This is a genomic window from Streptomyces sp. CB02261, assembly GCF_001905665.1.
Lineage (GTDB): Bacteria > Actinomycetota > Actinomycetes > Streptomycetales > Streptomycetaceae > Streptomyces.
The window spans coordinates 669,281-681,596 of sequence record NZ_LIVX01000002.1 but is presented as its reverse complement, the minus strand read 5'-3'; the positions used below and the strand labels follow the sequence as shown (position 1 = coordinate 681,596).

15 protein-coding genes are annotated in these 12,316 nt (G+C 72.2%); 11 read left to right on the top strand and 4 right to left on the bottom strand.

Features of this window, described 5'->3' with window-relative positions:
• Window positions 1-91 precede the first annotated feature (91 nt).
• Window positions 92-271: a hypothetical protein gene (locus tag AMK29_RS08600; RefSeq protein ID WP_073810109.1), complete on the top strand. Its 180-nt coding sequence runs from the start codon at window positions 92-94 to the stop codon at window positions 269-271.
• Window positions 272-311: 40 nt separating this feature from the next.
• On the opposite strand, the gene AMK29_RS08595 is transcribed toward AMK29_RS08600, so the two are convergent.
• A complete protein-coding gene (locus AMK29_RS08595; RefSeq protein ID WP_073810106.1) occupies window positions 312-854 on the bottom strand; it encodes a hypothetical protein in 543 nt (180 codons plus the stop codon).
• A gap of 120 nt (window positions 855-974) precedes the next feature.
• Here AMK29_RS08595 and tsaB point away from each other — a divergent pair, with 120 nt between their 5' ends.
• The 7 genes from tsaB (at window position 975) to AMK29_RS08560 (ending at window position 6,225) form a co-directional block, all read left to right on the top strand.
• Window positions 975-1,631, top strand: coding sequence for a tRNA (adenosine(37)-N6)-threonylcarbamoyltransferase complex dimerization subunit type 1 TsaB (gene tsaB / locus AMK29_RS08590; protein WP_073810103.1), 657 nt, complete (start codon window positions 975-977; stop codon window positions 1,629-1,631).
• 23 nt (window positions 1,632-1,654) lie between these two features.
• Complete coding sequence (rimI, locus tag AMK29_RS08585) at window positions 1,655-2,116, top strand: ribosomal protein S18-alanine N-acetyltransferase (RefSeq protein ID WP_073810739.1); 462 nt, start codon at window positions 1,655-1,657, stop codon at window positions 2,114-2,116.
• A 31-nt stretch (window positions 2,117-2,147) separates the two neighbouring features.
• Complete coding sequence (gene tsaD / locus AMK29_RS08580) at window positions 2,148-3,260, top strand: tRNA (adenosine(37)-N6)-threonylcarbamoyltransferase complex transferase subunit TsaD (protein WP_073810100.1); 1,113 nt, start codon at window positions 2,148-2,150, stop codon at window positions 3,258-3,260.
• Window positions 3,261-3,274: 14 nt separating this feature from the next.
• On the top strand, window positions 3,275-3,514 hold the full coding sequence (locus AMK29_RS08575; RefSeq protein WP_073810736.1) for a hypothetical protein: 240 nt from the start codon (window positions 3,275-3,277) through the stop codon (window positions 3,512-3,514).
• 46 nt (window positions 3,515-3,560) lie between these two features.
• Window positions 3,561-4,412: a polysaccharide deacetylase family protein gene (locus AMK29_RS08570; RefSeq protein WP_073810097.1), complete on the top strand. Its 852-nt coding sequence runs from the start codon at window positions 3,561-3,563 to the stop codon at window positions 4,410-4,412.
• Window positions 4,413-4,559: 147 nt separating this feature from the next.
• Window positions 4,560-4,925 (top strand): YciI family protein, encoded by a 366-nt coding sequence (locus AMK29_RS08565; RefSeq protein WP_073810095.1) that lies wholly within the window; start codon window positions 4,560-4,562, stop codon window positions 4,923-4,925.
• 94 nt (window positions 4,926-5,019) lie between these two features.
• Complete coding sequence (locus AMK29_RS08560) at window positions 5,020-6,225, top strand: RNA polymerase sigma factor (protein ID WP_073810733.1); 1,206 nt, start codon at window positions 5,020-5,022, stop codon at window positions 6,223-6,225.
• 63 nt (window positions 6,226-6,288) lie between these two features.
• Here AMK29_RS08560 and AMK29_RS08555 read toward each other — a convergent pair whose 3' ends face one another.
• The gene (locus tag AMK29_RS08555) at window positions 6,289-7,476 is read right to left on the bottom strand and encodes a class I SAM-dependent methyltransferase (protein WP_073810093.1); all 1,188 of its coding nucleotides are present in this window, start codon (window positions 7,474-7,476) and stop codon (window positions 6,289-6,291) included.
• Between the two features lie 129 nt (window positions 7,477-7,605).
• On the opposite strand from AMK29_RS08555, the gene AMK29_RS08550 reads away from it, so the two are divergent.
• On the top strand, window positions 7,606-8,523 hold the full coding sequence (locus AMK29_RS08550; RefSeq protein WP_079196806.1) for a polysaccharide deacetylase family protein: 918 nt from the start codon (window positions 7,606-7,608) through the stop codon (window positions 8,521-8,523).
• Window positions 8,524-8,637: 114 nt separating this feature from the next.
• Here AMK29_RS08550 and AMK29_RS08545 read toward each other — a convergent pair whose 3' ends face one another.
• Window positions 8,638-9,060, bottom strand: a complete 423-nt coding sequence (locus AMK29_RS08545) for a DUF6234 family protein (RefSeq protein WP_143202887.1) — start codon at window positions 9,058-9,060, stop codon at window positions 8,638-8,640.
• A 251-nt stretch (window positions 9,061-9,311) separates the two neighbouring features.
• On the opposite strand from AMK29_RS08545, the gene groES reads away from it, so the two are divergent.
• Together groES and groL are read left to right on the top strand one after the other, a co-directional pair.
• Window positions 9,312-9,620: a co-chaperone GroES gene (groES, locus tag AMK29_RS08540; protein ID WP_073810087.1), complete on the top strand. Its 309-nt coding sequence runs from the start codon at window positions 9,312-9,314 to the stop codon at window positions 9,618-9,620.
• Window positions 9,621-9,750: 130 nt separating this feature from the next.
• On the top strand, window positions 9,751-11,379 hold the full coding sequence (groL, locus tag AMK29_RS08535) for a chaperonin GroEL (protein ID WP_073810085.1): 1,629 nt from the start codon (window positions 9,751-9,753) through the stop codon (window positions 11,377-11,379).
• Between the two features lie 92 nt (window positions 11,380-11,471).
• Here the strand turns inward: groL and AMK29_RS08530 are convergent, their stop codons facing one another.
• Entirely contained in the window at window positions 11,472-12,170 is a 699-nt protein-coding gene (locus AMK29_RS08530; protein ID WP_073810082.1) for an ester cyclase, read from the bottom strand.
• Between the last annotated feature and the right edge of the window lie 146 nt (window positions 12,171-12,316).

Genomic DNA, 12,316 nt, shown 5'->3' with positions numbered 1-12,316 from the left:
ACGTGTCGGGAAGGTGTTGCGTCGTTCCCACATGCCGTGGTGACATGGAGGCATGAGCTGGTTAGGTGTACCTAACCTACGGGAGGCATGCATGGCGACGCCCGAGCGCGCGGAACACACCGGGGACCACGTCTCGATGAGTGACCTGCTGGCGTCCTGCGCGGCCGCCCGCACCCTCTCGACACCACCCCGGAACCGGCCGGAGCAGGCCGCGGGGGACGGGCGGGAGACGCCCGCGGAGACACGGGACGTCCGGGACGAGGCCGCGTAGGACACCGGAGCGGCCCGGAAACGCGGCCGCACGGCTCGGCTCAGGCGACGACGACGACCTTCGCGCCGATCACCGCGAACATCCACAGCGCGTCCCCGTCGGCCCGCTTCATGCGGATGCCGCCCGTCTTCCTCGTCGGGTCCGGAGCCGGCGTCGAGCCGTCGACGGCCGCGCTGAAGCCGATCGCCACGTCCTGGGCCGTCGCGAACCGCACCACGTGCTCGATCTGCACCCCGTCGGAGCCGCGGACAGAGCCCGAGCGGGACGTCACCTGGTAGGCCCCGGGCGCCGGATGCACCGTGCTCGGCATCACCGTGAACGTGCGGGTCGCCTTGTTCTTCGCGTCGACCAGCCACACCCGACGGTCGGCGAGCGCGTACACGACCCGCTCACCGCTGCCCGAGTTCGCCGGGACGGCGAGGGGGTCGGCGGCCGGCTGCTTCGGGCCGCCGCTCGGCGAGATCGACGGGACGGAGGTGGTCGGCGTCCGCGGCTTCTGCGCCAGATCGGCGGGCACGTTCGCCGACGCCTGGTACGCGAGGAAGCAGACCGCGGCGACGGCCGCCGCCGTGAGCCCGGCCACGAATCCCGAGCTGCTCCGTGCCACCGTGCCCACCTCTCGTACGAACGTATCGAAGGGTGACGGTAGCAGCCGGGCGAGCGGGGGGCCGGGCACCGGGCCCGGGAGCCGTAGGCTGTTCGCGTGCTGTTGCTCGCCATGGATACCGCCACCCCCGCCGTCACCGTCGCCCTCCACGACGGCGAGGCCGTCGTCGCCTCGTCGAGCCAGGTCGACGCCCGCCGCCACGGGGAGCTGCTGCTGCCCGCCGTCGACCGGGTCCTCAAGGAGGCCGGGCTGACGCTCGACGCGGTCACCGGCCTCGTCGTCGGTGTCGGCCCCGGCCCCTACACGGGCCTGCGCGTCGGACTCGTCACGGCCGCCGCCTTCTCCTCCGCCCTCGCGGTGCCGGTCCACGGACTGTGCACCCTCGACGGCCTCGCGTACGCCTCCGGGATCGACGAGCCCTTCGCCGTCGCCACGGACGCACGCCGCAAGGAGGTCTACTGGGCGCGCTACGACGACTCCCGCACGCGGGTGGGCGACGCGGCCGTCGACCGGCCCGCCGACATCGCCGAGCGCCTCGCCGGCCTCCCCGTCGTCGGCGCCGGAGCCCGCCTCTACCCCGACGCCTTCCCCGACGCCCGCGACCCCGGGCACCAGTCGGCGGCGGCGCTGGCCGGGCTCGCGGCGGAGCGGCTGGCGGCCGGCGGGGAGGGATTCCTCGACCCGCTGCCGATGTACCTGCGCCGCCCCGACGCGCAGGTGCCGAAGAACTACAAGGTGGTCACTCCGAAGTGACCGGCGCCGTGGAACTGCGCGAGATGCGCTGGTGGGACATCCCGCCGGTGCTCGCCCTGGAGGACGAGCTGTTCCCCGAGGACGCCTGGTCGGCCGGGATGTTCTGGTCGGAACTCGCGCACGCGCGCGGACCGCGGGCCACCCGCCACTACGTCGTCGCGGAGGACGGTGAGGGACGGATCGTCGGCTACGCCGGGCTCGCCGCGGCCGGCGGACTCGGTGACGTGCAGACCATCGCCGTCGCCCGCGACCAGTGGGGCACCGGCCTCGGCGCGCGGCTCCTCACCGACCTCCTCAGGGAAGCCACCGCCTTCGAGTGCGACGAGGTCCTCCTCGAAGTGCGCGTGGACAACACCCGGGCCCAGAAGCTCTACGAGCGCTTCGGCTTCGAGCCCATCGGTTTCCGGCGCGGCTACTACCAGCCCGGGAACATCGACGCGCTCGTGATGCGACTGACCGTCCAAGGAACCGAGACCGAGATCTGATGTCCGTACCGACCCATGGCTGGAATGACTGATGGCTGCTGACGAACCCCTCGTACTCGGCATCGAGACCTCCTGTGACGAGACCGGCGTCGGCATCGTCCACGGGACCACGCTCCTCGCCGACGCCGTCGCGTCCAGCGTCGACACCCACGCCCGCTTCGGCGGCGTCGTGCCCGAGATCGCCTCCCGCGCCCATCTGGAGGCCATGGTCCCGACGATCGAGCGCGCCCTGAAGACGGCCGGGATCTCCGCGAAGGACCTCGACGGCATCGCCGTCACCGCGGGCCCCGGCCTCGCGGGCGCGCTGCTCGTCGGCGTCTCGGCCGCCAAGGCCTACGCGTACGCCCTCGGCAAGCCGCTCTACGGCGTCAACCACCTCGCCTCGCACATCTGCGTCGACCAGCTGGAACACGGCAAGCTGCCCGAACCGACGATGGCCCTCCTCGTCTCCGGCGGCCACTCCTCGCTGCTGCTCTCCGCCGACATCACCTCCGACGTGCGCCCCCTGGGCGCCACCATCGACGACGCGGCCGGCGAGGCCTTCGACAAGATCGCCCGCGTCCTCGACCTGGGCTTCCCCGGCGGACCGGTCATCGACCGGCTCGCCAGGGAGGGCGACCCGGCCGCCATCGCGTTCCCGCGCGGCCTGAGCGGCTCGCGGGACCCCGCGTACGACTTCTCCTTCTCCGGCCTCAAGACCGCCGTGGCCCGCTGGATCGAGGCCAAGCGCGCGGCCGGCGAGGACGTGCCGGTACGGGACGTGGCCGCGTCCTTCCAGGAGGCCGTCGTCGACGTGCTCACCCGCAAGGCCGTCCGGGCCTGCAAGGACGAGGGCGTCGACCACCTGATGATCGGTGGCGGCGTCGCCGCCAACTCCCGCCTCCGGGCCCTCGCCGAGGAGCGCTGCGAGCGGGCCGGCATCCGGCTGCGGGTGCCGCGGCCGGGCCTGTGCACGGACAACGGCGCCATGGTCGCCGCCCTCGGCTCGGAGATGGTCGCCCGCAACCGGCCCGCCTCCGACCTGGAGCTCTCCGCGGACTCCTCGCTCCCGGTGACGGACCCGCACGTGCCCGGCGCGTCCCACGGCCACGCCCATGACCACGATCACGTGCACGAGGTCAGCAAGGAGAACCTGTACCCGTGACCACCGTGACGCTCATGTGGGAGGCGCGGGCCGCCCAGGGCCGGGGCGCCGAGCTCCTGGAGTGGGCCAGGGCCCAGGTCCTCGCGTACGAGCCGCGGCGCCGGGAGATCCTCCGCGCCCCCCAGGACCGGGTCCTCGTCCTCACCTGGTGGGAGGCGGCGGCCTTCGACGCCGAGCTGCCCGAGCTGCCGGAGCCGGACGCGGAGCTGATCGCCCGTCCGGTCCACCGCTGGCGTTTCGAATCGGTGGAATAGTCGAACATCGGGCAACCATTCGACCGGGGTGGGCATCCCACAACGCGTGAAGAAGAAGATCGCGCTGTGGGCGGCACTCACCGCCGTCGCCCTGTCGGTGACCGGCTGCGCGGCGGAGGACCCCGCCGCGCACCCCCCGAGGACGCCGACCGCACGCGAGGGCGCTCCCTCCGCGGGGGGTGGCGCCGGGGACAAGGCCCCCGGGGCCCCGGGCCGGGCCGCCGCGTACCGGAAGTGGGGGCTCAAGCCCTTCGCGCCGCCGCCGGCCCCGCCCGCGACCAAGCCGGTCGTCCGGCCGCCCGGCGGTCCGGTCCCGGTCATCAGTGACATTCCCACCACCGAGAAGATCGTCTTCATCACGATCGACGACGGGGCGGAGAAGGACCCCGGGTTCGTCACGATGATGAAGGACCTCAAGGTCCCGGTGACGATGTTCCTCACCGACTCGGCCATCCGCGGCGACTACGCGTACTTCGCGCCGCTCGTCGCCCAGGGCCACGGGCTCGCCAACCACACCCTGACCCACCCGAACCTGCCCACCCTCTCCCAGGACGCCCAGCGCCGCGAGATCTGCGGTCAGCGGACGGCCCTGACGAAACGGTTCGGCACGGCCCCGCGCCTCTTCCGCCCGCCCTACGGCAACTGGAACGAGACCACGCGCGCGGCGGCGGGGGAGTGCGGGGTGGACGCGATCGTGCTGTGGCGGGAGTCCATGCAGATCACGAACCTGCAGTACCAGCGCGGCGACCGGAAGCTCCACCCCGGCGACATCATCCTGGCCCACTTCCGGGGCCCCTCCGAGCTCAAGGGCCGGACGATGACGGAGATGACCGCCACCATGCTGCGCCGCGTCCAGGAGCAGGGCTTCACCGTGGCGCGCCTGGAGGACTACGTCTAGGGGCGACCACGCCCGGGAGGGGCGCTCCGAAGGACGGGAGGGGCGCTCCGAAGATTTTCCGGGCGCGGTGTCGATGCGGGCCCGGCCCGTTCGACGACTGTGTGGAAGGCGGGGAACGACCCCGCCACCGCACCCCGAGGAGTCGTCATGCCCCGCTTCCTGTCCCTCGTCCGCATCGAGGAGAACACCATCGACATGGAGAGCGCCGACCCCGGCTTCGAGGAGCGCATGGGCGCGCTCTTCGAGGAGATCACCAAGGCCGGCGCCATGGTGGACACGGCCGGGCTGAGGCCGACCGCCGAGGCCACCCGGATCACCTGGTCGGACGGGAAGCTGTCGTACACCGACGGCCCGTTCACCGAGACCAAGGAGGTCGTCGGCGGCTACGCGATGCTCCAGTGCAAGGACATGGCCGAGGCCGTCGAGTGGGGGAAGCGCTTCCTCGCCGTCCACCCGCCGCAGTGGAAGGTCGGCCTGGAGGTCCGCGAGGTCGAGGAGATGCCGGAGGGCTGACCGGCCCCCGCTGTCGGTGCCGTGTGCTGTCATGTGAGATGTGACGGCACACGGCCCGGACCCGGTGGAGCGCACCCTCGACACGGTCTTCCGCATGGAGTCGGCGCGGATCGTCGCCACCGCGGCGCGGATCGTCCGCGACGTCGGCATCGCCGAGGAGCTCGCCCAGGACGCGCTCGTCGCCGCCCTGGAGCAGTGGCCCCGGACGGGCGTCCCGGAGCGGCCGGGAGCCTGGCTGACGGCCGCCGCCAAGCACCGCGCGGTCGACCTGGTGCGGCGGCGCGAGACGTACGCGCGGAAGCTCGCGGAGGTGGGCAGGACGCTCACCGAGGAGTCGTACGACCCCGAGCCCTCGGGCCCCGGCGACATCGACGACGACGTGCTGCGGCTGATCTTCACCGCCTGCCATCCCGTGCTCTCCGCCGAGGCGCGCGCCGCGCTGACCCTGCGGCTCGTCGGTGGGCTCCGCACGGACGAGATCGCCCGCGCGTTCCTGGCGCCGGAGGCGACCGTCGCCGCGCGGATCACCCGCGCGAAGCGGACGCTCGCGAAGGCCGGCGTCGACTTCGAGGTGCCGTACGGGGAGGACCGGGCGGCCCGGCTCGGCTCCGTCCTCGAAGTGATCTACCTGATCTTCAACGAGGGGTACGCGGCGACCGCCGGCGACGACCTGCTGCGGCCGGGCCTGTGCGAGGACGCGCTGCGGCTCGCCCGGACCCTCGCCGCCCTCGTGCCGGGGGAGGGCGAGGCGCAGGGACTGGCCGCCCTGCTGGAGCTCCAGGCCTCCCGGACGGCGGCCAGGACCGGGCCCGACGGGCGGCCGGTGCTGCTCGCCGCGCAGGACCGGCGGCGCTGGAACCGGCTGCTCGTCCGGCGCGGGTTCGCCGCCCTGGAGCGGGCCGGCGACGGGCGTTCGTACGGGCCGTACGCCCTCCAGGCCGCCATCGCCGCCTGCCACGCGCGGGCCCGGTCGTACGAGGAGACCGACTGGGCGACCATCGCCGCGCTGTACGGGCGGCTCGGCGTCCTCGCCCCGTCCCCGGTCGTCGAGCTGAACCGCGCGGTCGCCGTGTCGATGGCCGAGGGCCCGGCGGCGGCCCTCCCGCTCGTCGACGCCCTCGCCGCCGAGCCCGCCCTGGCCGGATACCACCTGCTGCCGAGCGTGCGGGGCGACCTGCTCGCACGGCTCGGCCGCGCGGCGGAGGCGCGGGCGGAGTTCGAGCGAGCGGCCGTCCTCACCCGCAACGAGAGCGAGCGGGCACTGCTGCGGGGGAGGGCGCGGGAGCTCGGGGAGCGGTGACGGCGACGACGGCCGCGTCGGGTTGGGGGTGCCAGGCGTCGCGAGCCAGGCGGGACCTTCCGGTCAGGGGCGGGCCGCCGGGTGGCCGATCAACATGGTCGGGGCGCCGGCCACGCGTGTGAGCAGGACCGTCGCCGCGTTCGGGCCCTTCGGCTTCACCTTGCGGCGGATCTCCTCGGGTTCCACGGCCGAGCCGCGCTTCTTCACCGTCAGGGTGCCCACCTCCCGCTCCCGGAGCAGGGCCTTCAGCTTCTTCAGGTTGAACGGGAGTTCGTCGGTGATCTCGTAGGCGGCGGCGTACGGCGTGGGGACGAGCGCGTCCGCCGTCACGTACGCGATCGTGCCGTCGATCAGACCCCCGCCCACCTCCTCCGCCACCTCGGCGACCAGGTGCGCGCGGATGACGGCGCCGTCCGGCTCGTAGAGGTAGCGGCCGACCGGGCGGACCGCCGGGTCGGGCAGGCCCCGGCCGACGAGGGCCGCGCCCGAGGGCAGCAGGGTGGCCCGGCGGGCGCCCGGCTCCGTACCGAACCACAGGACCGCCTCCTTGACGTCCCCGCCGTCCGAGATCCACTCGGCCTCGGCCTCGTCCGGCACCGCCTCGTGCGGGATGCCCGGGGCCACCTTCAGGGCCGCGTGCGGGGCGCTGCGGGCCGCCGCGACCGCCCAGGACAGCGGCGGGGAGTACGCCTCCGGGTCGAAGATCCGGCCCCGGCCGCCCCGCCGCGCCGGATCGACGAAGACCGCGTCGTACGGTGCGGTGTCGATGTCGCTGACGTCCGCGCACCGCACCTCGATCAGCTCCGCGAGGCCGAGCGCCTCGGCGTTGGCGCGGGCCGCATCCGCGGTCAGCGGATCGCGGTCGACGGCGAGGACGGAGATCCCGGCGCGGGCCAGGGCGATGGCGTCGCCGCCGATCCCCGAGCAGAGGTCGGCCACGCTGCGGACGCCGAGCGCCTTCAGACGGGCCGCCCGGTGGGCGCCGACCGAGGCGCGGGTCGACTGCTCGACGCCGTTCGGCGTGAAGTACATCCGGTACGCGTCCTCCGCGCCGAACTTCGCGACCGCCCGCTGCCGCAGCCGCGCCTGGCCGACGGCCGCCGTGACCAGCTCCGCGGGGTGGTCGCGGCGCAGCCGGGAGACGACCGCCAGCTCCTGGGCGGGGTCGTGGTCGCGCAGGGCGGCGAGGAGGGTCTGGCCCTCGGGGCCGAGCAGGGGGGCGAAGGAGGCGAGGTCGGTCACCCGTCCCATTGTGGGCCCTGTGATGCTGTGGGCCGGCCGGGGGACGTGCGTGCGGTACGGCGGTGTCGTGGCCGGGAACGGGCGTCCGCGCTGACAGGATGCGGCGCCATACGACTCGTACGACAAAAGGAAAAAATGATGGCACAAGGTGTGCGCCCTTCGTCCCGGGTGCTCGCAGCCGCCCTCGTCGTCGCCGCCCTCGCCTCCGCCGCCACGGCCTGCGCGGACGGCACCGAGCGGGACGCGGGCCCGCCCGCCCCCGCCGCCGGACAGCAGGCCCCGGTGGGAGCGGCCGGTGCGCTCGACGCCTACGTCAAGAAGGTCCGCGAACAGCGTGCGGCCCGGGTGCTCGCCGCGAAGAAGTGGGGCCTGGCCCAGACGCCGCTGGACGCGCCCGCGCCGCCCGCCGTGAAGCCGAGGATCACCACCCGCAAGGGCTTCGAGACGGACGGGGAAGGGCTGCCGCCCGTCTTCACCACCGTGCCGACCAAGCAGAAGATCGTCTTCCTGACGATCGACGACGGCTCGGAGAAGGACCCCGCCCTGCTGCGGATGATGACCGAACTCCGGATCCCCTACAGCGCCTTCATCAGCGACTACGTCGTCAAGGACGACTACGGCTACTTCGCCCGGATGCAGAAGTCGCAGGAGGGCGGGGTCGCCCTGCACAACCACACCCTCAACCACCGGTACCTGCCGGGGCTCTCGTACAGCCGGCAGAAGCACGAGATCTGCGGCATGCAGGACGTCATCGAGAAACGATTCGGCAAGCGGCCCCCGCTCTTCCGCCCGCCGTACGGCAACTACAACGAGGACACCCTCCGCGCCGCCAAGTCCTGCGGGGTCAAGGCGGTCCCGCTGTGGGCCTCCGAGGCCTTCCCCGACCACATGGAGTGGCGCGAGTGGGACCGGGACCTGCACCCCGGCGACATCGTGCTCACCCACTTCCGGGGCAAGGACGACTGGAAGGGGACCATGCCCGACATGATCCGCCGGGTGATGAACGTGATCACGGCCAAGGGGTACGCGGTCGCCAAGCTGGAGGACTACGTGTAAGCAGGGAGCCCGCTCGGGGGCCGGTCCGGGAACCCGCCAGGGAGCCGGTCCGGGAATCCGCCCGGGAACGCCCGCCAGGGGGTGTTGCGCCGATCGGCCCGGGCATGGCACCGCCTAGCCGCCCGGGCACTCGCAGGGTCCGCCCCCGCTGCGGCAGACGCACCGGGCCTCCGACGGGGTGACCGCGGGGGCCGGGGGCGCGGGACGGGCCCGCGACCACTCCTCGTGCGCGGTGAGCAGCGTCGCGAGGAGGAGCAGCCCCGCCCCGAAGAACTGGCCCCACGCCGACCAGTTCCAGCCCCAGCGCAGCATCAGGCCGCCGAGCACCAGGACGCCCACCGTGATCGCGCCGAAGACGATCACGGGGAGCCAGTCCATCGGCTGCGGCCCGGGGGGCCGGGGGTCGTACCCCTCGGCCCATCTCCGCATGCCCAGGGTGAAGGCGGCGACCAGGACGAGCGCGCCCTCCAGGAACAGGACGACCACGCAGGTCAGGATGTCGGCACCGGTGCGCACCGGCGGGCGATGAGGGGCCATGGATCGAACCCTCGTACGGAACCGGGAGGTCCGGGACGCCGTTCCCCGTACCGAGACCGAATCGCCACACGGCACGGAATTGGCACTCCGCTTGACCGAGTGCTAACCGCGGTCATAGTCTCGGCTCTGGCACTCCCCACCGGAGAGTGCCAACACAGCGACGGGCAGGTCCGGCACCCGCGACGACGGATCCACCTGGTTCGCCACCTCAGACAGTCAACCCCGTGATCTCCGAAGGGGGAGGTCGGATCGTGACGACCACCAGCTCCAAGGTTGCCATCAAGCCGCTCGAGGACCGCATCGTGGTCCAGCCGCTCGACGCCGAGCAGACCACCGCCTCTGGCCTGGTCATCCCGGACACCGCCAAGGAGAAGCCCCAGGAGGGCGTCGTCCTGGCCGTGGGCCCGGGCCGCTTCGAGAACGGCGAGCGCCTGCCGCTCGACGTCCAGACCGGCGACATCGTGCTGTACAGCAAGTACGGCGGCACCGAGGTGAAGTACAACGGCGAGGAGTACCTCGTCCTCTCGGCTCGCGACGTGCTCGCGATCGTCGAGAAGTAATTCACCGAAGTACCGAAGTACCGAAGTACGAGCACTGAACCAGATGCTCAGAGCTGCGCCCCGAGGCCCCTTCCAGGCGCCCCGGGGCGCGGTTCGTTCCACCCTATTCCGAGAGGGCTGAACCGCTCCCATGGCGAAGATCCTGAAGTTCGACGAGGACGCCCGTCGCGCCCTTGAGCGCGGCGTCAACAAGCTTGCCGACACGGTGAAGGTGACGATCGGCCCCAAGGGCCGCAACGTCGTCATCGACAAGAAGTTCGGCGCCCCCACCATCACCAACGACGGTGTCACGATCGCCCGCGAGGTCGAGATCGAGGACCCGTACGAGAACCTCGGCGCCCAGCTGGTGAAGGAGGTGGCGACCAAGACCAACGACATCGCGGGTGACGGCACCACCACCGCCACCGTGCTCGCCCAGGCCCTGGTCCGCGAGGGTCTGCGCAACGTCGCCGCCGGCGCCTCCCCGGCCGCCCTGAAGAAGGGCATCGACGCCGCCGTCAAGGCCGTCTCCGAGGAGCTCCTCGCCACCGCGCGTCCGATCGAGGACAAGTCCGACATCGCCGCCGTCGCCGCGCTCTCCGCGCAGGACCAGCAGGTCGGCGAGCTCATCGCCGAGGCGATGGACAAGGTCGGCAAGGACGGTGTCATCACCGTCGAGGAGTCCAACACCTTCGGCCTGGAGCTCGACTTCACCGAGGGCATGGCCTTCGACAAGGGCTACCTGTCCCCGTACATGGTCACCGACCAGGAGCGTATGGAGGCCGTCCTCGACGACCCGTACATCCTGATCAACCAGGGCAAGATCTCCTCGATCCAGGACCTGCTGCCCATCCTGGAGAAGGTCATCCAGGCCGGCGCCAGCAAGCCGCTCCTGATCATCGCCGAGGACGTCGAGGGCGAGGCCCTGTCGACCCTGGTCGTGAACAAGATCCGTGGCACCTTCAACGCCGTGGCCGTCAAGGCCCCCGGCTTCGGCGACCGCCGCAAGGCGATGCTCGGCGACATGGCCACCCTCACCGGTGCCACCGTCATCGCCGAGGAGGTCGGCCTCAAGCTCGACCAGGCCGGTCTCGACGTGCTCGGCACCGCGCGCCGCGTGACCATCACCAAGGACGCCACCACCATCGTCGACGGTGGCGGCAACGCCGAGGACATCTCCGGTCGCGTCGGCCAGATCAAGGCCGAGATCGAGTCCACGGACTCCGACTGGGACCGCGAGAAGCTCCAGGAGCGCCTCGCGAAGCTGGCCGGCGGCGTGTGCGTGATCAAGGTCGGCGCCGCCACCGAGGTGGAGCTGAAGGAGAAGAAGCACCGTCTGGAGGACGCCATCTCCGCGACCCGCGCCGCGGTCGAGGAGGGCATCGTCTCCGGTGGTGGCTCCGCGCTCGTCCACGCCGTCAAGGTCCTCGAGGGCAACCTCGGCAAGACCGGCGACGAGGCCACCGGTGTCGCGGTCGTCCGCCGCGCCGCCGTCGAGCCGCTGCGCTGGATCGCCGAGAACGCCGGCCTCGAGGGCTACGTCATCACCTCGAAGGTGGCGGAGCTCGACAAGGGCCAGGGCTTCAACGCCGCGACCGGCGAGTACGGCGACCTGGTCAAGGCCGGCGTCATCGACCCGGTGAAGGTGACGCGCTCCGCCCTGGAGAACGCCGCCTCGATCGCCTCCCTCCTCCTCACCACCGAGACCCTCGTGGTGGAGAAGAAGGAAGAGGAGCCGGCGGACCACGGCCACGGCCACGGTCACGGCCACTCGCACTGAGCGTAGTCACGCACCGCTGAGGCCCGGTGCCCCCGTCGCGGGGGCACCGGGCCTCCGGCGTCGCCGGACGTGTCCGGCTCCAGGGGTTCTTCCTAGCCCTCGACCGCGCCGAGCTGGCCCATCAGCCCGAGCAGGTCGTACTGCCACCACCCCTCCGCGATCTTCCCGTCGTCCCGGAAGCGGTGGATGACCGTCCCGGTCATGGTCACCTCCATGCCGGTGGGCTGGAGTCCCATGAAGTCGCCCGTGTGGGAGCCCTTCCAGGTCCAGCGGGTGCAGACCCGGTCGCCGTCGGCGATCTGGTCGTCCACGGTGAAGCCGAAGTCGAAGCCGCCCCGCCACATCTCCACCTCGCGCCGGACGGCGTCCATGCCGATGACGTCCTGCTCGTTGGTCGGATCGTGGTCGTGGTACCCCTCGGCGAGAACCTCGTCGAGCAGCGCCAGCTCCGGCTCCCGGGCCATCATCTCCATGAGCCGCCGCGCCGTGGTCTTGTACAGCGCCTCGTCCCGCACCACGTCCAAGTCGGTGAAGGTCGGCATCTCGTCACAGAGCGCGACCATCTCCCGGAAGATCCGGTCGGTCTCGGGGAGCTGCGAGTTCCGCATCGCCACGTCGTAGGACGGGAACTCGACGATCTCCACGACGTGGGAGGCGTCCGAGCGGTCCTTGCCGACGATGCTGTGGGTCGCGGTCCGTTTGCCCTTGGTCTGTTCGACCCACTGGTCCATCAGGCGGTTCAGGTCGTCCACCCGACTGGTCTTGCAGTCGATGATCTGTACAAAGCTCATGGCGCCTCCCGACCCCGGTAGGACCCTTCCAGTCTAGGTGGGGCGGATGGAGCGGGCAGGGGGAGAGGACGGCGGCACGACGTACGTCGGAGTGACCCCGACACCGCCCTCGTGGTCCTCGCCGAGGCCGATGCCGAGCGTCTGGG